The 21,446-nt window shown below is 69.1% G+C and carries 23 protein-coding genes; 8 read left to right on the forward strand and 15 right to left on the reverse strand.

Features of this window, described 5'->3' with window-relative positions; translation table 11 throughout:
- The first annotated feature begins 134 nt into the window (after positions 1-134).
- From ubiG to FHR97_RS03790, 3 genes are all read left to right on the forward strand, one after another.
- The gene (gene ubiG, locus FHR97_RS03780) at positions 135-860 is read left to right on the forward strand and encodes a bifunctional 2-polyprenyl-6-hydroxyphenol methylase/3-demethylubiquinol 3-O-methyltransferase UbiG (protein WP_183382399.1); all 726 of its coding nucleotides are present in this window, start codon (positions 135-137) and stop codon (positions 858-860) included.
- Positions 857-1,519: an HAD family hydrolase gene (locus FHR97_RS03785; protein WP_183382400.1), complete on the forward strand. Its 663-nt coding sequence runs from the start codon at positions 857-859 to the stop codon at positions 1,517-1,519. Before ubiG ends, FHR97_RS03785 begins: the two co-directional genes overlap by 4 nt.
- A 453-nt stretch (positions 1,520-1,972) precedes the next feature.
- Positions 1,973-2,503: a hypothetical protein gene (locus tag FHR97_RS03790; RefSeq protein ID WP_183382401.1), complete on the forward strand. Its 531-nt coding sequence runs from the start codon at positions 1,973-1,975 to the stop codon at positions 2,501-2,503.
- Between the two features lie 57 nt (positions 2,504-2,560).
- On the opposite strand, the gene FHR97_RS03795 is transcribed toward FHR97_RS03790, so the two are convergent.
- The 13 genes from FHR97_RS03795 to FHR97_RS03855 all read right to left on the reverse strand — a co-directional run bounded on the left by FHR97_RS03795 (position 2,561) and on the right by FHR97_RS03855 (position 13,818).
- Positions 2,561-3,322, reverse strand: a complete 762-nt coding sequence (locus FHR97_RS03795) for a YciK family oxidoreductase (RefSeq protein ID WP_183382402.1) — start codon at positions 3,320-3,322, stop codon at positions 2,561-2,563.
- Between the two features lie 10 nt (positions 3,323-3,332).
- Positions 3,333-4,160, reverse strand: a complete 828-nt coding sequence (gene ybgF, locus FHR97_RS03800; RefSeq protein WP_183382403.1) for a tol-pal system protein YbgF — start codon at positions 4,158-4,160, stop codon at positions 3,333-3,335.
- A gap of 37 nt (positions 4,161-4,197) precedes the next feature.
- The gene (pal, locus tag FHR97_RS03805; protein ID WP_183382404.1) at positions 4,198-4,740 is read right to left on the reverse strand and encodes a peptidoglycan-associated lipoprotein Pal; all 543 of its coding nucleotides are present in this window, start codon (positions 4,738-4,740) and stop codon (positions 4,198-4,200) included.
- Between the two features lie 23 nt (positions 4,741-4,763).
- Positions 4,764-6,041 (reverse strand): Tol-Pal system beta propeller repeat protein TolB, encoded by a 1,278-nt coding sequence (gene tolB, locus FHR97_RS03810; RefSeq protein WP_425486059.1) that lies wholly within the window; start codon positions 6,039-6,041, stop codon positions 4,764-4,766.
- A gap of 11 nt (positions 6,042-6,052) precedes the next feature.
- On the reverse strand, positions 6,053-7,195 hold the full coding sequence (tolA, locus tag FHR97_RS03815) for a cell envelope integrity protein TolA (RefSeq protein WP_183382406.1): 1,143 nt from the start codon (positions 7,193-7,195) through the stop codon (positions 6,053-6,055).
- Between the two features lie 9 nt (positions 7,196-7,204).
- Positions 7,205-7,645, reverse strand: a complete 441-nt coding sequence (gene tolR / locus FHR97_RS03820; RefSeq protein WP_183382407.1) for a protein TolR — start codon at positions 7,643-7,645, stop codon at positions 7,205-7,207.
- Positions 7,646-7,656: 11 nt separating this feature from the next.
- Entirely contained in the window at positions 7,657-8,334 is a 678-nt protein-coding gene (tolQ, locus tag FHR97_RS03825; protein ID WP_183382504.1) for a protein TolQ, read from the reverse strand.
- Positions 8,335-8,384: 50 nt separating this feature from the next.
- The gene (ruvB, locus tag FHR97_RS03830; RefSeq protein WP_183382408.1) at positions 8,385-9,404 is read right to left on the reverse strand and encodes a Holliday junction branch migration DNA helicase RuvB; all 1,020 of its coding nucleotides are present in this window, start codon (positions 9,402-9,404) and stop codon (positions 8,385-8,387) included.
- Between the two features lie 49 nt (positions 9,405-9,453).
- The gene (gene ruvA / locus FHR97_RS03835) at positions 9,454-10,068 is read right to left on the reverse strand and encodes a Holliday junction branch migration protein RuvA (RefSeq protein ID WP_183382409.1); all 615 of its coding nucleotides are present in this window, start codon (positions 10,066-10,068) and stop codon (positions 9,454-9,456) included.
- A gap of 128 nt (positions 10,069-10,196) precedes the next feature.
- Positions 10,197-10,742 carry a crossover junction endodeoxyribonuclease RuvC gene (ruvC, locus tag FHR97_RS03840; RefSeq protein ID WP_183382410.1) on the reverse strand — a complete coding sequence of 182 codons (546 nt, stop codon included), beginning with the start codon at positions 10,740-10,742 and terminating at the stop codon, positions 10,197-10,199.
- Positions 10,743-10,892: 150 nt separating this feature from the next.
- Entirely contained in the window at positions 10,893-11,645 is a 753-nt protein-coding gene (locus FHR97_RS03845; RefSeq protein ID WP_183382411.1) for a YebC/PmpR family DNA-binding transcriptional regulator, read from the reverse strand.
- Positions 11,646-11,736: 91 nt separating this feature from the next.
- The gene (gene aspS / locus FHR97_RS03850) at positions 11,737-13,518 is read right to left on the reverse strand and encodes an aspartate--tRNA ligase (protein WP_183382412.1); all 1,782 of its coding nucleotides are present in this window, start codon (positions 13,516-13,518) and stop codon (positions 11,737-11,739) included.
- Between the two features lie 48 nt (positions 13,519-13,566).
- On the reverse strand, positions 13,567-13,818 hold the full coding sequence (locus tag FHR97_RS03855) for an FmdB family zinc ribbon protein (RefSeq protein WP_183382413.1): 252 nt from the start codon (positions 13,816-13,818) through the stop codon (positions 13,567-13,569).
- A 205-nt stretch (positions 13,819-14,023) separates the two neighbouring features.
- Here FHR97_RS03855 and FHR97_RS03860 point away from each other — a divergent pair, with 205 nt between their 5' ends.
- The 3 genes from FHR97_RS03860 to FHR97_RS03870 all read left to right on the forward strand — a co-directional run bounded on the left by FHR97_RS03860 (position 14,024) and on the right by FHR97_RS03870 (position 17,215).
- Complete coding sequence (locus FHR97_RS03860; RefSeq protein WP_183382414.1) at positions 14,024-14,962, forward strand: NAD(P)-dependent oxidoreductase; 939 nt, start codon at positions 14,024-14,026, stop codon at positions 14,960-14,962.
- 381 nt (positions 14,963-15,343) lie between these two features.
- Positions 15,344-16,252 (forward strand): ribokinase, encoded by a 909-nt coding sequence (locus FHR97_RS03865; RefSeq protein WP_183382415.1) that lies wholly within the window; start codon positions 15,344-15,346, stop codon positions 16,250-16,252.
- A gap of 21 nt (positions 16,253-16,273) precedes the next feature.
- Complete coding sequence (locus tag FHR97_RS03870; protein WP_183382416.1) at positions 16,274-17,215, forward strand: nucleoside hydrolase; 942 nt, start codon at positions 16,274-16,276, stop codon at positions 17,213-17,215.
- 3 nt (positions 17,216-17,218) lie between these two features.
- Here the strand turns inward: FHR97_RS03870 and FHR97_RS03875 are convergent, their stop codons facing one another.
- Positions 17,219-17,491 (reverse strand): acylphosphatase, encoded by a 273-nt coding sequence (locus tag FHR97_RS03875; protein WP_183382417.1) that lies wholly within the window; start codon positions 17,489-17,491, stop codon positions 17,219-17,221.
- A 242-nt stretch (positions 17,492-17,733) separates the two neighbouring features.
- Here FHR97_RS03875 and FHR97_RS03880 point away from each other — a divergent pair, with 242 nt between their 5' ends.
- Positions 17,734-18,774: a Glu/Leu/Phe/Val family dehydrogenase gene (locus tag FHR97_RS03880; protein ID WP_183382418.1), complete on the forward strand. Its 1,041-nt coding sequence runs from the start codon at positions 17,734-17,736 to the stop codon at positions 18,772-18,774.
- A 14-nt stretch (positions 18,775-18,788) separates the two neighbouring features.
- Here FHR97_RS03880 and FHR97_RS03885 read toward each other — a convergent pair whose 3' ends face one another.
- Positions 18,789-19,886 carry a YihY/virulence factor BrkB family protein gene (locus FHR97_RS03885; protein WP_183382419.1) on the reverse strand — a complete coding sequence of 366 codons (1,098 nt, stop codon included), beginning with the start codon at positions 19,884-19,886 and terminating at the stop codon, positions 18,789-18,791.
- Positions 19,887-20,013: 127 nt separating this feature from the next.
- On the opposite strand from FHR97_RS03885, the gene FHR97_RS03890 reads away from it, so the two are divergent.
- A complete protein-coding gene (locus FHR97_RS03890) occupies positions 20,014-21,108 on the forward strand; it encodes a bifunctional nicotinamide-nucleotide adenylyltransferase/Nudix hydroxylase (protein WP_183382420.1) in 1,095 nt (364 codons plus the stop codon).
- The last annotated feature ends 338 nt before the right edge of the window (positions 21,109-21,446 follow it).

Consider the following 21,446-nt stretch of genomic DNA (forward strand, 5'->3'; position numbering starts at 1 on the left):
TCATCTCAGTGCCGAATGGGTCCCGGGGCCAGGACGATGGGAATGCGGTCCCGGGAATGCGTAGAATAGGCATGATACCGAACGAGGCCGAGCCTGCCACCGTGGCAGAGCGGCGACACCTACGGAGACGATAGATGACGGCAAGCCAGTCGCAAGCGGGCAATGTCGACCAGGCGGAGATCGCCAAGTTCGAAGCCCTGGCCGACCGCTGGTGGGACAAGCACGGCGAGTTCAAGCCGCTGCACGACATCAACCCCCTGCGTCTCGACTTCATCGATGCGCGCTCGGGCCTGGCGGGACGCCGGGTGATCGACGTGGGCTGTGGCGGGGGCATCCTCGCCGAGGCCATGGCCCATCGCGGGGCCCAGGTCACCGGCATCGACCTGGGCGAGGCCCCGCTGGCCGTGGCCCGCCTGCACGCCACTGAGGCCGGCGTGGAGGTGGATTACCGGCGCGTCAGCGTGGAGGAGATGGCCGAGGCCCACCCCGGCGAATTCGAGGTGGTGACCTGCCTGGAAATGCTCGAGCACGTCCCCGACCCGGCTTCGGTGGTGCGCGCCTGCGCCCGGCTGGTCAAGCCCGGCGGCCAGGTGTTCTTCTCGACCCTGAACCGCAACCCCAAGGCCTACGCCCTGGCGGTGCTGGGGGCCGAATACCTGCTGCGCATGCTGCCACGGGGCACCCATGACTACGCCAAGTTCATCCGCCCCTCGGAACTCGCCGCCTGGTGCCGCGAGGCGGGGCTCACGGTGTGCGAGCAGAGTGGCCTGACCTACCAGCCCCTGACCCGTCGCTATCGCCTGTCGGCGACCGATGTCTCGGTCAACTACCTGATGCACTGTCGCCGGGAGACGACATGAAGCCGCTCCTCCCTTCGGCCCTGCTGTTCGACCTCGATGGCACCCTGGTGGATACCGCACCCGACCTGGCCCGGGCCACCAACGCCCTGCGCGCCCATCACGGCTTGTCGGCTCTGCCCTACCCGGTGATCCGGTCCCAGGTGTCCAACGGCGGCAGCGCCCTGGTGACCCTGGCCCTCGGCCTCGACAAGGCGCACCCCGAGCACCAGGCGGCCCGCGACTTCCTGCTGGCGGCCTATGGGGAGGCGGTGGCCGTGGACAGCCGCGTCTTTCCGCCCCTGGAGCGCCTGCTGGTGGGCTGGAGCGGCGCCGGGCGCCCCTGGGGCATCGTCACCAACAAGCCCCGGGCCTACGCCGCCCCGCTGGTCCGCGAGCTCGGCCTCGCCCCGGGAACGCTGCTCTGCGCCGATGACCTGCCGGTCAAGAAGCCCGATCCGGCCCCGCTCCACGAGGCCGCTCGAAGGCTCGCCGTGGCGGCCTCGGCCTGCTGGTACATCGGCGACCACGTGCGTGACATGCAGGCCGCCCGGGCCGCCGGCATGACCGCCGTGGCGGTGGGCTATGGCTATCTCGAGGAAGAGGACGACTACCGGCAGTGGCCGGCCGACCGGTGGTTCGATACTGCCGAGGCGCTGGTAGCGGCACTGCTCGGGCACTGAGGGGCCCCCCATCACCCTGACGCCTGGCGGTCAGGCCGAGGGAGAGCAACACTACAAGACAGGGTCTAGCCGAGCCCCGGGGGCTTCCTGTACCGCGACGTGGAAGCGTCCGCCGCTTGCACCATGTCCGCGATCAGGGCGTTCCATGAGGTAGGCGTGATGAGGAAGCGCTGCCCGCACTGCGAGAGCTTTAGCGTCGTCAAACTCCGGCGTCCTCTCTGGAAACGCCTTGTCAGGCGCCCCCACCGCTATGCCTGCATCGATTGCGGGGCCAGCGTCAACCGGGATGAGGCCCTTACAGCGGCTGAGGCCCTGCGTCGCGACGCCCAGCAGGATTTGTTCCCTTCTCATCCGGGTGAGCCTGGCCCTCCCGCAAGCAAGCCCTCGGAACGACCGGAAGAGACGAATGCCGGCTACTGCCCGCCCACCCCGCCAGGGCCGATATCGACACTGTTGAAATGGCTGGGCAGGGCTCCGATCCGAGTCTGGGTCATCAAGCAGATCGATGACGACATACTGCATCTCTGTGGAGTCGGCACCCTGCAATGCGATCAGAGACGCAGGGCCGTCATCGAGGCACTGACCAAAGGAGAGTATCGAGGCGGCCTCCGCATCGGTCAGACCGGGCCGGTGCTCAACAGCCGTCTCTTCCAGGCCTTGATTCCCCTCGAAGCGTTGCGGCTCGAGCAGGACGGCTCCGCGCACTGGCAGGGCCGTCACTGGCGGGTCTCGGACGTTCCACAGCGCTGCTTGACATACGAAGGTCGCCTCGTCGCCCATATTGCCCTTCTCGAAAGTCGCGCGGGCCTGAACAGTAGCGAAGATGTCTCCACCCTCCGCAACACCATAAGACCCTGCTATACGCCGCCGGGCATCGTTGAGTACAAGTGCGGCGCTGCGAGGGGGGACCCCCTTGCCTATAAAGAACCCGGCACGCGCCGTGACAATCAAGAAGGGGGTGGGAGCACGTTTCCCGACGAGTAATGGCGGGAGCGCAGCGCGGCAAACGGCGTCAACGGCATGCCAGGTGACGCAGGACCGTCAGGGCTTCGGGGGCTGGGCGTCGAACTGCTCGCCGTTGTGCCCGCGGCTGTCGGGCCCCATCAGCCACAGGTAGGTCGGCATGATGTCCTCCGCGGTACGCAGGGTCATCGGGTCCTCCGCCGGATAGGCGCTCTTGCGCATGGCGGTGCGGGTGGCGCCGGGATTGAGGCTGTTGACCCTCAGGCTGCCCAGGTGCTCGACCTCATCGGCCAGCACCTCGACGAAGCCCTCGGTAGCGAACTTCGATACCGCATAGGCGCCCCAGTAGGCGCGACCCCGACGGCCCACCGAGGAGGAGGTGAAGATCACCGAAGCGTCCCTGGACGCCGTCAGCAACGGCAACAGCGCCTGGGTCATCCAGATCGGGCCGTTGATGTTGACCTGCATCACCTGCTCCCAGAGCTCGGGGTTGTACTGCTCGAAGGGAGTGATTCGGCCCAGCAGGCCCGCATTGTGCAGGATGCCGTCCAGCCGGCCGAACTCCTTGTCCAGGGTCTCGGCCATGTCGTGGAAGTCCTTGAGGGTGGCGCCCTCGAAGTTGAGGGGAAAGATCGCCGGCTGCGGCAGGCCCTCGGCCTCGATCTCGTCGTAGACCGCCTCCAGCTTGGCGATGGTCCGTCCCAGCAGGATCACCGTGGCGCCGTGCCGGGCGAAGCTCAGGGCGGCGGCCCGCCCGATGCCGTCGCCGGCCCCGGTCACCAGGATCGCCCGATCGGCGAGCAGGTCGCCGGGCGGGACATAGTCGATCTTGCAGCGCATCACGGCTCCTCTAGTTGCCCGACTGGCGCAGGAAATCGCCGGCGAGGCTGGCGGCACTGCTGTCCGGGTATTGGTCGCGCACCCGCTCGAGCAGCTCGCGGCTGGCGTCCGGCTCGCCCTGACGCGCCTTCAGCAGGCCCAGCTTGTAGAGGGTGTCGGGCACCTTGTTGCTGTCGGGGAAGTCCTCGAGGACGCGACGGAAGGCCGCCTCGGCCGGCTCCAGATCGGAGGCCGCGGAATGCAGCTCGCCGAGCCAGTAGTAGGCATTGCCGGTCAGCTGGCTGTGGGGGTGCTCGGCGACGAAGGCCTCGAAGGCCTGGGTGGCCGCCGCGAACTCCCGCGCCTGGACCTTGGCGAAAGCGGCCTGGTAGTCCGAACGGGCCGCGGCATCGCCGCCGCCACCGCTGCCGGTCGACGGTCGCTGGCCGGCCGACGCGGTCGCGGCGTCTCCGCCCGCGGCCACGTCCTGCGGGCCCTGCTGGCCGCGACTGCCGCCGGGCGACATGGCGGAGCCGCCCGTGGCCAGGCGGTCCTCGATATCCATGTACTGCTGGCGGGTCTGGCGGCGCAGCTGCTCCAGCTGGTAACGCAGTTCCTCCACCTGGCCACGCAGCTGGCGGAGCTCTTCCTGGTTGCGCTGCACCTCGTTGAACAGCAGCAGACGGCCCCCCGCCTCCTCGCGAGTGGTCGCCTGCTCGTAGAAGCTGCCGCCGCCGGAGCCAAAGGCGCCGCCGGAGAGATCCTCCACTACCGGCTGCTGGGCCAGCGCAGGCACCGCCAGGACCAACGGGAGCCCCAGGGCCCCCGCCTTGCACAGTCGTTTCAGACCCTGTGTCATCGCTTGCTCCCTGTCGAGGTTGAAGTCGGGCTCAGGCTCAGTAGGCGAAGACGACCCGACGGTTCTGGGCATAGGCTTCCTCGTTGCCGCCGCGGGCCGCCGGGCGCTCTTCGCCGTAGCTGACGACTTCCACCTGGGACGGCGAGACGCCCTGGACGCTCAGGAAGCGTTCCACGGCGCCGGCACGGCGCTCGCCCAGCGCGAGGTTGTATTCGCGGGTGCCGCGCTCGTCGGTGTGGCCCTGCAACACGACGCTGGCATCGGGGTTGCCCTGCAGGAACCGGGCGTGGGACTCGAGCACGGACTGGAACTCGGGGCGAATCGCATCGCTGTCGTAGGCGAAATAGATGGTGCGCACCTCGGGGATCCGTGCACCGGCCATCTGGCCGGCCCCCTGGCCAAGACCGCTGCCACTCACCTGGCCGCTGCCGCCGGCGGCCCCGCCGGCGCCACCGGCGCCGTTGCCACCCGCGATGCCATCCATGGATCCTTCCTGGGTGCCGCCACCGCTGGAACAGCCGGCCACGAAGGCCAGCGACACGGCGACGGCCAGAGAGCGGACATAGGGCTTGAGTTGCATCGTAAGACTCCTTGCGTGAGACATCAGTTCAGGAAAGGTGACCAGGCGGGTTCGCGCACGTCACCCTGGGCCGCGGGCAGACGGAAGGACGCGCGTCCATCCGCGGTCACGGCCCCCAGCACACCGTTGCCTCCCTGCTGGGTGGCGAAGATTACCATGGTGCCATTGGGCGCGACACTGGGCGATTCTGACTGGCCGCTCTCGCTCAGCTCGACGAGCCGCCCGCTATCGAGATCCTGGCGGGCGACCTGATAGCCATTGCCACCGCGATGGATCAGGAAGAGGGACTCGCCATCCGGGGAGAAGCGCCCCCGGGCATTGTAGTTGCCGGTGAAGGTCAGGCGCTCGGGGCTGCCGCCGCCCAGCGCCTGGCGATAGATCTGCGGGCCGCCGCTGCGATCCGAGGTGTAGATCAGGCTACGCCCGTCCGGCGCCCAGGCAGGCTCGGTCTCGATGCTGTCGCCGCTGGTGACCCGCTCGAGGTTGCGCGAACCGATGTCCATGACATAGATGTCCGGCTGACCGTCCTTGGACAGCGCCATGGCCAGGCGTCGACCGTCCGGCGACCAGGCCGGCGCACTGTTGAGGCCCTCGAAGGAGGTGAGCTGCGCCCGACGGCCGCTGGCCACTTCCTGTACGTAGATCGCCGGTCGGCCGGACTCGAAGGAGACATAGGCCAGCTTGCGGCCGTCCGGCGACCAGGCCGGCGACATGATCGGCTCGTCGGAGCTCAGCACCTGCTTGCTGTTGCGCCCGTCGGCATCGGCGACGAACAGCTGGTAGGACGTCTGTTCGCCCACCCCCTGGGAGGTGACATAGGCGACGCGGGTCGAGAAGGCACCGCGAATGCCGGTGATCTCCTCGAAGATCTTGTCGCTGATGCGGTGCGCCGCGGCGCGCAGCTGGCTGTCATTGGCGGTCAGCACCTCACCGAGCATCCGCGAACCATCGCTGACGTCCATCAGCTCGTAGCGGATCTCGACCCGGCCGGCCTCGTGGCGGACCCGCCCGACCACCAGATAGCGGGTATCCAGGGCCTGCCAGTCACCGAACTTGACCTCGTCGCCGCTCGAGGGGGTGGCGAACATGGCCTCCCGCTCGAGGGGGGCGAAATAGCCACTGCGCTCCAGGTCGTCGGCGACGACCTGGGCCAGGTCGACGGGCAACTGGCCGCCGTCGGCGCCGAAGGGCACCACCGCGATGGGCGTGGCCTGCTCGTTGCCGCGGGTAATGTCGATGGTCAGTTCGGCCTGGACGAGCGGCGCGCAGAACAGCAGCGCGGCCGCCAGCCAGGTAGTCATCAAGGCTCTCATCAGCGGATATCCCCCGGTTTGAATCTGAGATTGAATTCTCGGTACTGGCGCTGCACCGATGAAGGTAGCTCACGCAGTTCGGCGAAGGGTGCCGCGGCCCTGACCGCCTGGAGCGCCGAGCGGTCGAAGGCGCTATCGCCGCTACTGCGGCCGATGCTGGCGGCGAACAGCTCCCCGGAGGGCCCCAGCCGCACCTGTATCTCGGCGGTGGCATTACCGGTCACGTTGGGTGGTATCGCCCAGGCCTGCTCGACCGCCTGACGCACCAGGTTGATGAAGCCGTTGGCGGCCTCCTGGGCCTGGGCGCTGTTGGCCACGCTCTCCGACTCGCCGGCGATGGCCTGGTCCAGTCCCTGCTGGGCCGCCTCCGCGGCGCGGCGGGCGGCTTCTTCCTGACGGCGCTGCTCCTCGGCCTCCCGTTGGCGCCGCGCCTCTTCCTCGGCCTGGCGTTGGCGTTCGGCTTCGGCTTCTCGCTGGCGACGAGCCTCTTCCTCGGCCTGGCGTTGGCGTTCGGCTTCGGCTTCTCGCTGGCGACGAGCCTCTTCCTCGGCCTGGCGCTGGCGTTCCGCCTCGGCCTCCCGGCGCCGCTGCTCCTCGGCCTCCCGGCGCCGCTGCTCCTCGGCCTCCCGGCGCCGCTGCTCCTCGGCCTCCCGCTGGCGACGGGCCTCCTCCTCGGCCTGACGCTGGCGTTCCGCCTCGGCTTCCCGGCGGCGCTGCTCCTCGGCCTCCCGCTGGCGTTCCGCCTCGCGCTCGGCCTCGGCGGCGCGCCGCTCCGCCTCTTCGGCGGCCTGCTCGGCCGCTTCACGGGCCGCCTCACGGGCCTCGGCGTCGGCCGTTTCCTCGGCCTGCCGTGCCTGACGCTCCTGCTCGGCCTGCCGGGCCTGCTCCTCGGCCTGCTGGCGCGCCGCTTCTTCCTCGGTCTGCTTGGCCGCCTGGGCCGCGGACTTGGCTTCCTCGGCGCGCTGCGCCCGGTCGGTGGCGGTCTCGGTGCTGACCAGGGTCGCCTGCACGATGGCCCGATTCGGCGGTTCCTCCTCGGCCGCGGGAAAGCGGATCACGCTGATTACCAGGATCCCGAGATGCAGGGCGATGGCGAGCAACAGCGGCAGTCCATAGCCCACGCGTCGTTGGTGTCTGGCCATGGGCTCTCCTCAGGCGTCCCCGGGGGGCGGTTCCGAGATCAGCCCGACATTCTCGACGCCGGCCGTCTGCAGGGTACTCATGAGGGTGACCACCTGGCCGTAAGAGACGTTCCGATCCCCCTCGACCAGCACCGGTGTGCCGGGATGGCGCTCGAGCAGGATGATCACCCGCTGGCTCAACTCGTCCAGCGTCACCTCGGTGGTGTCGCTGCCCAGGGTGATGAACAGCTGCCCCTCGCGGTCCACCGAGACGACGATCGGGTCGCGCTCCTCGGTGTCCTCGATGGGCTCGGAGGTGACCTGGGGCAGGTCGACCTGGACGCCCTGGGTCAGCATCGGCGCGGTGATCATGAAGATCACCAGCAGCACCAGCATGACGTCGATGAACGGCACCACGTTGATCTCGTTCATCGGCTTGCGCCGACCCATGCGATGGAAGGGTCCGTGCATGGCGTGTCTCCTCAGCCGGCGGCGGCGTCGCCGCGCCCCTGCAGGTTGCGGTGCAGGATGGAATGGAACTCCTCGGCGAAGTCCTCGTACTTGCCCAGCAGCCGCGAGGATTCGGCGGAGAGCCGGTTGTAGAAGATCACCGCGGGGATCGCGGCGAACAGGCCCATGGCGGTGGCAATCAGTGCCTCGGCGATCCAGGGCGCGACGGTGGCCAGGGTCGCCTGCTGGGCCATGGAGAGGGACTGGAAGGAGCCCATGATCCCCCAGACAGTGCCGAACAGCCCGATATAGGGGCTCGACGAGGCGACCGTGGCCAGGAAGACCAGGTGCAGGTTGAGCCGGTCCTCCTCCCGGGACCAGGCGACGCGCATGCTGCGCTGGACGCCGTCGAGGATCGCCTGGGGACTGCGGGTCTTGGGCAGCAGGCGATTGAATTCGCGGAAACCGGCGCGGAAGATGTGTTCGGCGCCGAGGGTTTCCTGCTCGGAGGGCGTCTCGCGGTAGAGCTCGTTGAGGTCGACCCCGGACCAGAAGCGGTCCTCGAAACGGCGATGGGCATTGCGGGCGCGGCGCATCACGAAGGTGCGCTGGAAGATCACTACCCAGGAGAGCAGCGACCCCAGCAGCAGCAGCAGCATCACCGCCTGGACCACGCCGCTGGCGTTGATGATCAGGTGGGGAATGGACATGGCGTCGTTCACGGGATTCCTCGTCTCGTCGATCGTGACTGGGTGAGTCGTCAGGGGCTCGGGGCCCGGTCGTCCGGGGCCAGGCCGAAGTGCTGCCAGGCCTGGCGGGTCACCACCCGACCGCGGGCGGTGCGCATCATCAGGCCCTGCTGGATCAGGTAGGGCTCGATGACGTCCTCGATGGTGTCGCGCTCCTCGCCGATGGCGGCGGCCAGGGAGTCAACGCCCACCGGACCGCCATCGAACTTCTCGATCATCGCCAGCAGCAGGCGACGGTCCATGTGGTCCAGGCCATGGTGGTCCACGTGGAGCATGTTGAGGGCCTGGTCGGCGATCTCGGCGTCGACGCGTCCGGCCCCGCGCACCTCGGCGAAGTCGCGCACCCGACGCAGCAGGCGATTGGCGATGCGCGGCGTGCCCCGGGAGCGCCGCGCCACCTCCCGGGCGCCGCCCGTATCGCTCTCCACGCCGAGCAGCCGGGCCGAGCGGGCGACGATCTCGGTGAGCTCCTCGACGCTGTAGAACTCCAGGCGCTGGACGATGCCGAAGCGATCCCGCAGCGGCGAGGTCAGCAGGCCGGCCCGGGTGGTCGCGCCGACCAGCGTGAAGGGCGGCAGGTCGAGCTTGATGGAGCGCGCCGCCGGTCCCTCGCCGATCACGATATCGAGCTGGAAATCCTCCATGGCGGGATAGAGGATCTCCTCGACCACCGCCGACAGGCGGTGGATCTCGTCGATGAACAGCACGTCGCCGGGCGTCAGGTTGGTGAGCATGGCGGCGAGATCGCCGGCACGCTCGAGCACCGGGCCGGACGTCGACTTGAGGCCCACGCCCATCTCGGTGGCGATGATGTTGGCGAGCGTGGTCTTGCCCAGGCCCGGCGGGCCGAAGACCAGGGTGTGGTCGAGGCTCTCCGCGCGGCCGCGGGCGGCGCTGATGAAGATATCCAGCTGCTCGCGGACCCGGGGCTGCCCGATGTAGTCGTGGAGATGCTTGGGTCGGATGGCGTGGTCGAGGCTGCCCTCGCCCTCGCGGGTGTCGGCAGCGATCAAGCGGTCAGTTTCCAGCATGCTGGTCCTCCGCTGGGAGCCGGGGTGAGAAGGATGGCCAGGGCATGGTCTAGCCCGCCATGCGGCGAGCCAGTGCCGCCTTGATCATCGCCTCGGTACTGCCCTGTTCCTCGAGACCGGCCAGCATGCGCGTGGCCTCGGCGGGCTTGTAGCCCAGGCTGACCAGCGCCGCCTCGGCATCGGCCTGCGGATCCTGGCGACCGGCCGCCGGCGACGGCACGCGCCCGACCTCGGCGGCCGTGAGTTCGGCGCCTCCTTCCCAGTGGGGAAAGCGGTCGCGCATCTCCACGATCAACCGCTCGGCAGTCTTCTTGCCGACGCCCGGCAGGCGGGTCAGCGCCTTGACGTCGTCGTCCATCACGCAGCGAATGAAGGCATCCTCGTCCATGCCCGAGAGGATCGCCAAAGCCAGCCTGGGCCCGATGCCGTTGACCTTGATCAGGGCCCGGAACAGGGCCCGCTCCTGCTCCCGGGCGAACCCGTAGAGCAAGTGGGCGTCATCGCGCACCGTCAGGTGAGTGTACAACGCGACCTCCTCCCCGAGGCCCGGCAGGGCCACCAGGGTCGTCATCGACGCCTCGAGCTCATAGCCGATGCCGGCCACGTCCACCACCAGCCAGGGTGGCTGTTTCTCCAGCAGGGTGCCACGCAGGCGTCCGATCATGGTATGTCACTGTCCTTGGTCAAGAATCCGGCGGGGCGCGTCGCGATCACTATACTGGTCCCCTTCGCGCCATGCCAGTCCAGGCAAACGGCGTTCGATAACGGGCTCGCGTCGCCATCCCGCGACATTCAGGAGGGCCGGTAGTCCCGCCAGGCGTTGCCCTTGCGAGACCGCTTGCCGCCGCCGCCGAAGCTGCCCCGGGTGATCAGGCCCCGTCGCGCATGGGCGTGGGTCAGGGCGATCGCCAGGGCATCGGCTGCATCGGCCTGGGGCGTGCCCGACAGCCCGAGGATGGCGGTGACCATATGCTGGACCTGGGCCTTGTCCGCCGCCCCGCCCCCGGTGACTGCCTGCTTGATCTGGCGTGGGCCGTACTCGCTCACCGGCAGACCATGGTTGGCGGCGCAGACGATGGCGGTGCCCCGGGCCTGGCCGAGCTTGAGCGCCGAGTCGGCGTTCTTCGACATGAACACCTGCTCGATGGCGAACTCCCCGGGGCCATGCCGGCCGATCACCTCGCTGATGCCGGCATAGACCTGGGCCAGGCGCTGGGCCAGGTCGTCGCCCCGGGTGCGGATGCAGCCACTGGCCACGTAGCGCGGGGTGGAGGCGGTGACATCCAGCACCCCGTAACCGGTGATCCGTGACCCGGGATCGATGCCCAGGATCAGCACGAGCCCGCCTCCGCGCGGCCCCGCTCACTCCTCGAGCGCCTCCATGAGGTCATCGGAGGCCGGTCAAGCGTGCATTGGTGGCCAGGCTCACTCCTCAAGTGCTTCCATGATCTCATCCGAGGCCGGTCAAGCGTGCATTGGCGCGCATGCTCACTCCTCAAGTGCTTCCATGATGGCATCCGAGAAGTCCGCATTGGTGTAAACATTCTGCACATCGTCCAGGTCCTCGAGCATGTCCACCAGCTTGATGATGCGTCGCCCGAGATCGATGTCGTCGATGGCGGCATAGTTGTCGGGATACAGGCCGACGTCGCTGGCGTCGGGGTCGATGCCCGCCGCGGCCAGGGCGTCCTTCACCGCCCCGAAGGCCTGGGGGCTGGTGACCACCTCCAGGCGACCGTCGTCCAGGCGTTCGATCTCCTCGGGCTCGGCGGCCAGCGTCGCCTCCATGGCGGCCTCCTCGCTGATGCCCCGGGGCAGGGTCAGGCGCCCCTGCTTGTGGAACATGAAGGCCACCGACCCGGCGGTGCCGAGGTTGCCGCCGTGCTTGTTGAAGGCATGTCGCACCGCGGAGACAGTGCGATTGCGATTATCGGTCATCGCCTCCACCAGCATGGCCACGCCCTCGGGACCATAGCCCTCGTAGACGACCTCCTCCATGTCGTCGCCGTCGCCGTTGCCGGCGCCCCGATCCACGGCCCGCTGGATGGTGTCCTTGGTCATGTTGTTGGCCAGCGCCTTGTCGATGGCCGCACGCAGGCGCGGGTTGTCGTCGGGCTCGCCGCCGCCCTGGCGGGCGGCCACGGTCAGTTCACGGATCAGCTTGGTGAAGATCTTGCCGCGCTTGGCGTCCTGGGCGGCCTTGCGATGCTTGATGTTGGCCCACTTGCTATGGCCAGCCATATATTCCTCCTTCGCGGGTCGTCGGTGAGAGGATGGCAGAAACGACACCGGCGCCCTGAGGCGCCGGTGAAGGGGTGCCGGAGCGCGTGCCTTACTCGCCGGCGCTGTCCGCCCTGGCCTTCTGGCGCAGACGGATATTGAGTTCCTTGAGTTGTTCGGCACTGACCTCGCCCGGAGCCTCGGTCAGCAGGCAGGCCGCGCTCTGGGTCTTGGGGAAGGCGATGACCTCGCGAATGGTGCGGGCCCCGCTCATCAGCATGACCAGGCGGTCGAGGCCGAAGGCCAGGCCACCATGGGGCGGTGCGCCGTACTGCAGGGCGTCGAGCAGGAAGCCGAACTTCTCGCGGGCCTCCTGCTGGTCGATGCCCAGCACCTCGAGCACCGTCTGCTGCATGGCCTGATCGTGGATACGGATCGAGCCGCCGCCCAGCTCGGTGCCGTTGAGCACCATGTCGTAGGCCCGGGACAGCGCCCCGGCCGGGTGGGTCTTGAGGGTCTCGACGTCGCAGGACGGTGCCGTGAAGGGATGGTGCAGGGCCTGCAGGCGGGCACTACCGTCGTCCTCGAACATCGGGAAGTCGACCACCCACAGCGGCGACCACTCGCAGGTATAGAGGTCGAGGTCCTCGCCCAGCCGGACACGCAGCGCGCCCAGCGCCTCGTTGACGATGCGCGCCTTGTCGGCGCCGAAGAAGATGATGTCGCCATCCTCGGCACCGAGCCGGTCCAGCAGTTGCTCGACCACGCCCTCCATGAACTTGACGATCGGCGACTGCAGCCCCTCGAGGCCACGGGCTCGCTCGTTGACCTTGATCCAGGCCAGGCCGCGGGCCCCGTAGATGCCGACGAACCTGGTGTACTCGTCGATCTCCTTGCGCGACAGCGAGGCACCGCCCTTGACCTTGAGCGCCGCGACGCGGCCGTCGTCGGCGTTGGCCGGCCCGGAGAACACCTTGAAGTCCACATCCTTCATCAGGTCGTCGACGTCGGTGAGCTCCAGCGGGATGCGCAGGTCCGGCTTGTCGGAGCCGAAGCGGCTCATGGCCTCGGCATAGGGCATGCGCGGGAACTCGGGCAGCTCGACCTGCAGCACCTCCTGGAACAGCTGGCGGATCATGCCCTCGGTGATCGCCATGATGTCCTCCTCCTCGACGAAGGAGGCCTCGAGGTCGATCTGGGTGAATTCCGGCTGGCGATCGGCGCGCAGGTCCTCGTCGCGGAAGCACTTGGCGATCTGGTAGTAGCGGTCGAAGCCGGACACCATCAGCAGCTGCTTGAACAGCTGGGGCGACTGCGGCAGGGCGAAGAAGCTGCCGGCATGGGTGCGGCTCGGCACCAGGTAGTCCCGGGCGCCCTCGGGGGTGGCGCGGGTCAGGATCGGGGTCTCGATGTCCAGGAAGCCCTGGCCCTCGAGATAGGCCCGCACGCTGTGGGAGATCCGCGAGCGCAGCCGCAGCTTGTCGATCATCTCCGGGCGGCGCAGGTCGATGTAGCGGTGCTTGAGGCGCACCTCCTCGCCGACCTTGCCATGCTCGTCGAGCTGGAAGGGCGGCGTGGCCGCGGTGTTGAGGACCTCGACGTCCTTGGCCAGCACCTCGATCAGCCCGGTGGGCATGTTGGGGTTCTGGGTGCCCTCGGGGCGCAGCCGCACGCGGCCCTGGATGCGCAGCACGTACTCGCTGCGGGCGCGGTCGGCAGTGGCGAAGGCCTCGGCGGTATCGGGGTCGACCACGACCTGGGCGATGCCATCGCGGTCGCGCATGTCAAGGAAGATGACCCCGCCATGGTCACGGCGGCGATGTACCCAGCCGCACAGGGTGACCGTCTGATCCACCATGGTCTCGTTCAGCTGGCCGCAATAATGGCTGCGCATGTCGTATCCTGTTTCGTTGCGTGATGAAAAAGCGAGAGTGCTGACGGTTCAGGCCGCGGCGCCGCCGTCGGCGGATGTCCCTGCCCCCTGGCTGTCACCGGCCAGGTTCTTCTTGCCCCCGGACTTGAAGTCGGTCTCGTACCAGCCGCCGCCGGCCAGCCGGAAGCCGGCGGCCGACACCAGGCGTCCGAGCTCGGCCTCGTCGCAGGCAGGGCAATCCGTCAACGGCGCGGCGCTGAGCTTCTGCAGCTTCTCCAGCCGGTGGCCGCAGGCCTTGCACTCATATTCGTAGATGGGCATGGTTTGGGTCTCCCTGAAACGACGTCCCAGTGGGCGAAGCGACGACGCAACATGGCTCGGTCGCGGTTGGCGTTCTGCGATACAGGGGCAGCCTGCGCAAACTCCAGGCCTGCCTCGAAAGCCGCATATTATAGCCTGTCGTGCCGCCCGAGGCCCAGCCCCGGGGCCACGCGTCCGTCGTCGCCCTGCACACGAGGAAACCGCCATGCACGCCGTGATTCTCGACGCCGCCAGCCTCGGCCAGGATATCGACCTCGCCCCGATCGAGACACAGCTGGACCGCCTCGATGTCCATGACCACACCGCCCCCGGGGAAGTGGCATCACGGCTGGTGGGCGCCGAGGTCGCCATCGTCAACAAGGTGGTGCTCGACGACGATGCCCTCGGCCGCCTGCCGGCGCTGCGGCTGATCTGCGTGCTGGCCACCGGCACCAACAACATCGACGTGGCGAGTGCCGAGCGGCGCGGGATCGCGATGCGCAATGTCGCCGCCTACGGCACCGCCAGCGTCGCCCAGCACACCCTGATGCTGCTGCTGGCCCTGGCCGCCCGGCTGCCCCGCTACCAGCGCGACCTGGCCCGGGGGCGCTGGAACGCGAGCCCCTTCTTCTGCCTGCTGGACCACCCCACCCTGCAACTGGTGAACAAGCACCTGGTGATCGTCGGCCAGGGCGAGCTGGGGTCGCGGGTCGGCGAGCTGGCCGGGGCCTTCGGCATGCGCGTCAGCTTCGCCGCCCGTCCCGGCGGCACCGCCGACGACTCCCGGCCCTCCCTGGCCACCCTCGCCCCCGAGGCCGATGCCATCAGCCTGCACTGCCCGCTCACCGAGGCGACCCACCACCTGGTGGACGAGACCCTGCTGGCGAGTCTCAAGCCGGAGGCCCTGCTGCTCAACTGCGCCCGCGGCGGCATCATCGACGAGCTCGCCGCCCTGGCCGCCCTCCGCGAGGGACGCCTCGGCGGCCTGGGGGTCGATGTGCTGCCCCAGGAACCGCCCCGGGAGGGCCATCCGCTGCTCTCGGCCCTCGACGAGCCGCTGAACCTGATCGTCACCCCGCACAATGCCTGGATCAGCCCCGAGGCTCGCCAGCGCATCGTGGCCCTGACCGCGGACAACCTCGCGGCCTTCCTGGCCTCCGGCTGATTCCCGCCGGCCCCCGCGTGGCCTGGCCTCCCGACTGGATGCCGGCGATCGCTTGCGGTTCTACCAGGAGGGTGCCTTGATCGAATCGACATGCAAGATAACGGTATAAATCATCTCCATGTCCCTGCCAGGGCTATCGCAGTTGGGTCTGGCGAGGGGCGCCGGGGACAGGTCGAAGAGGGGGTCCTACGCCATGGATGGCGTCGGTAGCGCCCATGGAGGGGTTCACAGCGCCCCCTCGCAGACCTGTCGACGGAGCAGCTCCGAGCGCCACAGCTAACTGCAATAGCCGTGATGTCCCTGCACCCGGCTTGCACCCCTGGCGTCGGGCCTGGATACTTCCGCCGACCACCCTTTTTTCGGCCTCACCCGGACCACGGCATGCTGCATAACTTCGGGTCGATCAATCTCGACCACGTCTATCGCGTTCCCCACCTGGTCAGGCCCGGCGAGACCCTGGCCAGCCACGACTATCGCGTCGGCCTGGGGGGCAAGGGCGCCAACCAGTCGCTGGCCATGGCCCGGGCCGGCGGCCGGGTCCGCCACTGGGGGCGGCTCGGCCGGCAGGACGCCTGGGCACGGGATCTCATGGCGCGCAGCGGCGTGGCCGTCGACAGCGTCGCGCTCGTCGACGAGCCCAGCGGCCACGCCATCATCCAGGTGGATGACCAGGGCGAGAATGCCATCCTGCTGTTTCCGGGCGCCAACCATGGCTTCACGACGGCCGACCTGGACGCGCGGATCGCCGAGATCGCCCCCGGCGACTGGCTACTGACCCAGAACGAATGCAATGCCCTGCCCCGGGTGTTCGCCCGGGCGCAGGCCCGGGGGGTGAAGATCGCCTTCAATCCGGCCCCCATGACCGACGAGGTCGCCGGACTGCCCCTGGCGGCCTGCCGGTTGTTGTTCGTCAACCGGGGCGAGGCCGAGGCCCTCACCGGCCTCGCTACCGACGCCCCCGCGGAGGCCCTGCTGGCGGCCCTGGCCCGACGGCTGCCCGCCACCGAGACGGTGCTGACCCTGGGCGGCGACGGCGCCTGGTACCAGTACGGCGACCAGCGCCACTTCCAGCCACCGCTGCCGGTCGTCGCCCGGGACACCACCGCCGCCGGCGATACCTTCATCGGCTACTACCTGGCCGCGGTCCAGGCCGACCTGCCGCCGACGGCCTGCCTCGAGCGCGCCGCCACGGCCGCGGCCCTGGCCGTCCAGCGCCTCGGCGCCACCGAGAGCATCCCCGACGCCGCCGAGGTGGAGCGGGTCCTGCGCCACGGCCTCGACGCCCCCTGACCGTCACCGACGAGGAGCCCCATGACCCATCCGATCATCTTCGATACCGACCCCGGCGTCGATGACGCCCAGGCCATCGCCATCGCCCTGCGCCACCCCGCCATCGAGCTGCTGGGCATGACCACCACCTTCGGCAATGTCGACGTGGCCACCGCCACCCACAACGCCCTGCTGCTCGCCGAACTGGCCGGTCGCGAGGTGCCCGTGGCCCAGGGGGCCGCGGCCCCGCTGGTCAAGCCCCGCCACCCGGCCCCGGCGCATATCCATGGCACCAACGGCCTGGGCGACATCGCGCTGCCGGCGGTGCAGGGCCGGGCCGACCCGCGCAGCGCGGCACGCTTCATCATCGATACGGTCAATGCCCGCCCCGGCGAGGTCAGCCTGGTGGCGGTCGGGCCGCTCGGCAACCTGGCCACGGCCCTGCAACTCGACCCGACCATCATCGACAGGGTCAAGCAGGTGGTGGTGATGGGCGGCTCGATTCGGGAAGGCGGCAACGTGACCCCGGTGGCCGAGGCCAATATCTTCAACGACCCCCATGCCGCCGCCCGGGTGCTCACGGCGGGCTGGCCGCTCATCCTGGTGGGCCTGGACGTGACCCACCGCTGCGTGCTCGGCCCGGCGCACATGGCACGCATCGCCGCCGGCCAGGGAAAGCTCGGCGAGGTGCTGGCCGGCAGCTACGGCTTCTACCGCGACTTCTACCAGGACATGCTCGGCATCGACGGCTGCTGCCCCCACGACAGCTGCGCCCTGGCCTGGCTGATCCGGCCGGAGCTGTTCACCACCGCCCGCGGCCACCTGACCGTGGCCACCCAGGGCGATGCCGAGGGCCAGACCATCTTCGCCCCGGAGAACCGCGGCTATATCGAGCCACGCTGGTCGCGCACCCCGCTGGCGGACGTCTGCCTGGGCGTGGACGGCACGGCCGTGGTGGAGTGGATCACCGAAACCCTGGCGTGACCCTCAGGCCGTCGTGAAGGTGTCCGGGTCGTGCTGCTCGACCACCTCGAGCTCCACGTGGGTGACCCGGGCCCCCGGCGGCCCCTTCCACAGCCACTCGCTGAGATCGCGGACCGCCTCGCGGCGCCCGCAAAGCAACACCTCGACGCGACCGTCCGGCAGGTTCCTGGCATGCCCGGTGACCCCGGCCTTGAGGGCCTGTTCCTGGGTGGCGCGACGATACCAGACCCCCTGCACCTTGCCGGTCACCAGGGCCTTCACACAGTAGCTGTCCATTCGGCGTCCTCCATGTCGATGCGCGGACCCGCGGCCCGCCAGGGAGCGGGAGCCTGCTCTTCGTTCTAGCATCCCGGCCGCTCACCACCAAGGTGCGAGGCTTCCCCGGGGCCAGGCGATGCACTAGTCTTCAGGGTGTCATACAGACGATCGCTCGGCCAAAAGCCGGGACGATACCAGGTTTCGCCGGCCTACCGCGGCGGACCACCCCACAACAACCTTCCTCACAAGGGAGACACGTCATGCTGGTCTTCGACCACCCCGAGTTCGACCACCATCAGCAGGTCGTCTTCGGCAGCGACGAGGCGAGCGGCCTGCGCGCCATCATCGCCATTCACGACACCCACCGCGGCCCGGCCCTGGGCGGCCTGCGCATCTTCCCCTACGCCAGCGAGGCGGATGCCCTGACCGACGTCCTGCGCCTGTCGCGGGGCATGACCTACAAGTCGGCCCTGGCCGACCTGCCCCTCGGCGGCGGCAAGGCGGTGATCATCGCCGACCCGCGTCGCGACAAGAGCCCCGACCTGCTGCGCGCCATGGGACGACTGATCGACTCGCTGTCCGGACACTACATCACCGCCGAGGACTCCGGCTCCAGCGAGGCCGACATGCGGATCATCGCCGAGCGCACCGCCCATGTGGGCGGGCTCGGCCACGACGGCCGCTCCGGCGACCCCTCGCCCTTCACCGCCCACGGGGTGTTCTGCGCGCTGAAGAGCGCCGTGCGCCATGGCCTGGACCGCGATGACCTCGGCGAGCTGCGGGTGGCCATCCAGGGGGTGGGGCATGTCGGGGCGCACCTGGCACGCCAGCTCCACGCGGCCGGCGCGCAGCTGGTGCTGACCGATGTCGACCGGGATGCGCTGGGGCGGCTCGCCGATGAGCTGGATGCCGAGATCGCCGCCCCCGAGGCCATCGCCGAGGCCGAGGTGGATGTCTTCGCCCCCTGCGCCATGGGCGCCGCGCTCACCCCGGCCGTGGTCGAGCGACTCAAGGCCCGGGTGGTCTGCGGCGCCGCCAACAACCAGCTGGCCCATCCCGACGTGGCCCGGCTGCTGACCGAGCGCGGCATCCTCTACACGCCGGACTATGTCGCCAATGCCGGCGGGGTGATCGAGATCGCCTGGCAGCGTCGCGAGGACTACCGCCGCGAGGCTGTCATGAGCCATATCGAGGGCATCGGGGCTACCCTCGACGAGATCTTCCGGCGCGCCGACCGCGAGGGCCAGAGCCCCGCCCGGGTGGCCGACGACCTCGCGCGGGAACGCTTCCGCGCCACTTGACGCCCGGCGGGAGATCAGTCCCGACGCCCCGTCCGCGAGGCGGCCTCCTCCGCCGCCTCGTCCTCGTGGCCCGGCGCCTTCACCTCCGCCCCCTCGGCGTCTTCTCGGCTTGGCGCCTCGCGAGACGCCTCTTCGTCACCAACGGATTCGTCGGCGCGGCGTTTCTTGAGGGACAGGCCGCGCCGGCGTGACGGGCGCTGAGCCACGGGCTCGTCGAGCAGCTCGTGCTGGACCCGCACCGCGGTGTTGCGCGGGACCACCTCGCGCCCCCGCGCCAGCAGGTGACACTTGGTGAAGGCCGCGCCGAACAACAGGATCAGCGAGGAGTAATAGACCCACAGCAGCACGACCACCACGGAGCCGGCGGCCCCATAGGTGGACGCCGTGGCCGTATAGGCCAGATAGGCCGCAATCGCCGACCGGCCGATGGAGAACAGCAGCGCGGTGACCACCGCCCCCACCAGCACGTCCCGCCAGCTCAGCACCACGTCCGGCAAGACCCTGAAGATGGTGGCGAACAGCGCCGCCACCACCGCCAGGGAGATCAGGAACTCCAGGCCGGCGGCCAGGGCGCCGAGGAACGGCAGCAGGCCGTTGGCGGCCTTGAGCACGGCATTGACGGCCACCCCCAGCATCAGCGAGACGAGAAGGATGAAGCCGATGGACAGCACCACGGCCAGCGAGAGGATGCGATTCTTCAGGAAGATCAGCAGGCTGTTGGAGCTGGGGCGCGCCGTCACCCCCCACAGGGTGTTCAGGGAGTACTGCATCTGGCCGAAGACGGTGGTGGCACCGACCAGCAGGGCCCCGACGCCGAGCAGGGTCGGCCAGAGCCCCGATTCCTGGACGCGCGCCTGGGCCACGGCGGCCTGTATCGCCTCGGCGGCGGCTTGGCCCATGGTGCCCTGCAACTGGGCGACGATCTGTCCCTGGGCGGCCTCCTCGCCGAGGACAACCCCGATCACGGTGACCGCGATGATCATCGTCGGCGCCAGCGAGAAGAGGGTGTAGAAGGCCAGCGACCCGGCATAGCTGAAGGCGTTGCGCTCCAGCCACAGCTTCACGGCGTCATGCACCACGCCCCACCAGAACAACACGTGCTTCTTGATCATCTGCTTGCCTCACAGTCCCTTGCCTGTCCGCCAGCATACCGAAGCCGCGCCCGCCGTGCAGGTCGCGGGAATTGCACGGCCCCGAGCGGGTCACCATAATGGGCGTTTTACCGCGCGGAGCGAGCCCATGAGTCCGAGCCCGGACGCCGACAGCCCCAGCCACGACTTCGACTGTCTGGTCTTCATCGGCCGCTTCCAGCCTCCCCATCTCGGTCACCTGGCGGTCATCCACGAGGCCCTCAAGCGCGCCCGCCAGGTCATCGTCCTGGTCGGCTCCGCCTGGCAGGCCCGTTCGCTGCGCAACCCCTGGCGCTTCGACGAGCGGCGCCGCATGCTGCGCACCGCCTTCGACGAGGAGGACAATGCCCGCCTCGAGATCGTGCCGCTGCTCGACGCCCTCTACAACAACGATGTCTGGGTGCGCGACGTGCAGCGCAAGGTGCGCGATATCGCCTCGCCGAGCCAGGCCCGCCTGCCGCGGATCGGGCTGATCGGGGCCAGCCGCGGCCAGTCGAGCTACTACCTGTCGCTGTTTCCCCAGTGGGAGTCGGTCAGCGTGCCGATGGTCGAGGGCATCTCGGCCAGCCAGATCCGCGAGCGACTGTTTCGCTCGCCGGCGGCCGCGAAGGACTACGCCAGTACCGGCGCCTCCCATGACCTGCCCCCGGGGGTGGTGGAGGAGATCCGGGCGTTCTTCGCCACGGAGCCCTACCAGCAACTGGTCGAGGAACAGCAGCTGCTGGACCAGTATCGCGACGCCTGGTCCCTGGCGCCCTACCCGCCGATCTTCGTCACCGTGAACGCCGTGGTGGTGCAGTCGGGACACGTCCTGCTGGTCAGGCGCACGGCGGCGCCGGGCAAGGGCCTCCATGCCCTGCCCGGCGGCTTCATCAATTCCCATGAACGCCTGCTCGATGCCTGCCTGAGGGAACTCCGCGAACGGGTCCGGCTCAAGGTACCGGAGCCCGTCCTCAAGGGCTCGCTGAGGGGCCAGCGACTGTTCGACGAGCCCCATCGCAGCTGGCGCGGCCGGACCCTGGCCGAGGCCTTCTACTTCGCCCTGCGCCCCGAGCAGCAGTTGCCGCGGCTGAAGCCGGTGAAGGGCGGTGACCATGCCCGCTGGGTGCCCCTGGCCGACCTGGAGCCCGACGGGCTCTTCGAGGACCACTTCTTCATCATCCAGAACTTCCTGGGCCTGCCCGCCGACTTCAGCGAACCCTGATGCCGAGCGGCTCCTTCAGCGAGCCCTGAAAGGAACAGTCGAGTCCAAGACGCCAGGATCGATGCTTAATCTCCTAAAAAGGTAGAGATTTCCGTAGCGAGCGAAGACTAGGTCGGTCACCGCCGCAGCGCAGCTACCGCAGTGTAGCCTGCTACATGAGGATAGCGAGCAGCGCCGGTGGCCGAGCTATCGAGCGCAGTAGGAAATCACACCTTTTTCAGGCCTGGAGGAAATCCCGCGGCCTGCTACATGAGGATAGCGAGCAGCGCCGGTGGCCGAGCTATCGAGCGCAGTAGGAAATCACACCTTTTTCAGGCCTGGAGGAAATCCCGCGGCAG

The organism is Halomonas stenophila (assembly GCF_014192275.1).
GTDB lineage: Bacteria > Pseudomonadota > Gammaproteobacteria > Pseudomonadales > Halomonadaceae > Halomonas > Halomonas stenophila.

Bases quoted from the DNA above. Each gene is read 5' to 3' on its own strand.
- ubiG (WP_183382399.1), top strand. From the start codon at position 135: ATGACGGCAAGCCAGTCGCAAGCGGGCAATGTCGACCAGGCGGAGATC.
- FHR97_RS03785 (WP_183382400.1), top strand. From the start codon at position 857: ATGAAGCCGCTCCTCCCTTCGGCCCTGCTGTTCGACCTCGATGGCACC.
- FHR97_RS03795 (WP_183382402.1), bottom strand. From the start codon at position 3,322: ATGCGCTGCAAGATCGACTATGTCCCGCCCGGCGACCTGCTCGCCGAT.
- ybgF (WP_183382403.1), bottom strand. From the start codon at position 4,160: ATGACACAGGGTCTGAAACGACTGTGCAAGGCGGGGGCCCTGGGGCTC.
- pal (WP_183382404.1), bottom strand. From the start codon at position 4,740: ATGCAACTCAAGCCCTATGTCCGCTCTCTGGCCGTCGCCGTGTCGCTG.
- tolB (WP_425486059.1), bottom strand. From the start codon at position 6,041: ATGACTACCTGGCTGGCGGCCGCGCTGCTGTTCTGCGCGCCGCTCGTC.
- tolA (WP_183382406.1), bottom strand. From the start codon at position 7,195: ATGGCCAGACACCAACGACGCGTGGGCTATGGACTGCCGCTGTTGCTC.
- tolR (WP_183382407.1), bottom strand. From the start codon at position 7,645: ATGCACGGACCCTTCCATCGCATGGGTCGGCGCAAGCCGATGAACGAG.
- tolQ (WP_183382504.1), bottom strand. From the start codon at position 8,334: ATGTCCATTCCCCACCTGATCATCAACGCCAGCGGCGTGGTCCAGGCG.
- ruvB (WP_183382408.1), bottom strand. From the start codon at position 9,404: ATGCTGGAAACTGACCGCTTGATCGCTGCCGACACCCGCGAGGGCGAG.
- ruvA (WP_183382409.1), bottom strand. From the start codon at position 10,068: ATGATCGGACGCCTGCGTGGCACCCTGCTGGAGAAACAGCCACCCTGG.
- FHR97_RS03845 (WP_183382411.1), bottom strand. From the start codon at position 11,645: ATGGCTGGCCATAGCAAGTGGGCCAACATCAAGCATCGCAAGGCCGCC.
- aspS (WP_183382412.1), bottom strand. From the start codon at position 13,518: ATGCGCAGCCATTATTGCGGCCAGCTGAACGAGACCATGGTGGATCAG.
- FHR97_RS03855 (WP_183382413.1), bottom strand. From the start codon at position 13,818: ATGCCCATCTACGAATATGAGTGCAAGGCCTGCGGCCACCGGCTGGAG.
- FHR97_RS03860 (WP_183382414.1), top strand. From the start codon at position 14,024: ATGCACGCCGTGATTCTCGACGCCGCCAGCCTCGGCCAGGATATCGAC.
- FHR97_RS03865 (WP_183382415.1), top strand. From the start codon at position 15,344: ATGCTGCATAACTTCGGGTCGATCAATCTCGACCACGTCTATCGCGTT.
- FHR97_RS03870 (WP_183382416.1), top strand. From the start codon at position 16,274: ATGACCCATCCGATCATCTTCGATACCGACCCCGGCGTCGATGACGCC.
- FHR97_RS03875 (WP_183382417.1), bottom strand. From the start codon at position 17,491: ATGGACAGCTACTGTGTGAAGGCCCTGGTGACCGGCAAGGTGCAGGGG.
- FHR97_RS03880 (WP_183382418.1), top strand. From the start codon at position 17,734: ATGCTGGTCTTCGACCACCCCGAGTTCGACCACCATCAGCAGGTCGTC.
- FHR97_RS03885 (WP_183382419.1), bottom strand. From the start codon at position 19,886: ATGATCAAGAAGCACGTGTTGTTCTGGTGGGGCGTGGTGCATGACGCC.
- FHR97_RS03890 (WP_183382420.1), top strand. From the start codon at position 20,014: ATGAGTCCGAGCCCGGACGCCGACAGCCCCAGCCACGACTTCGACTGT.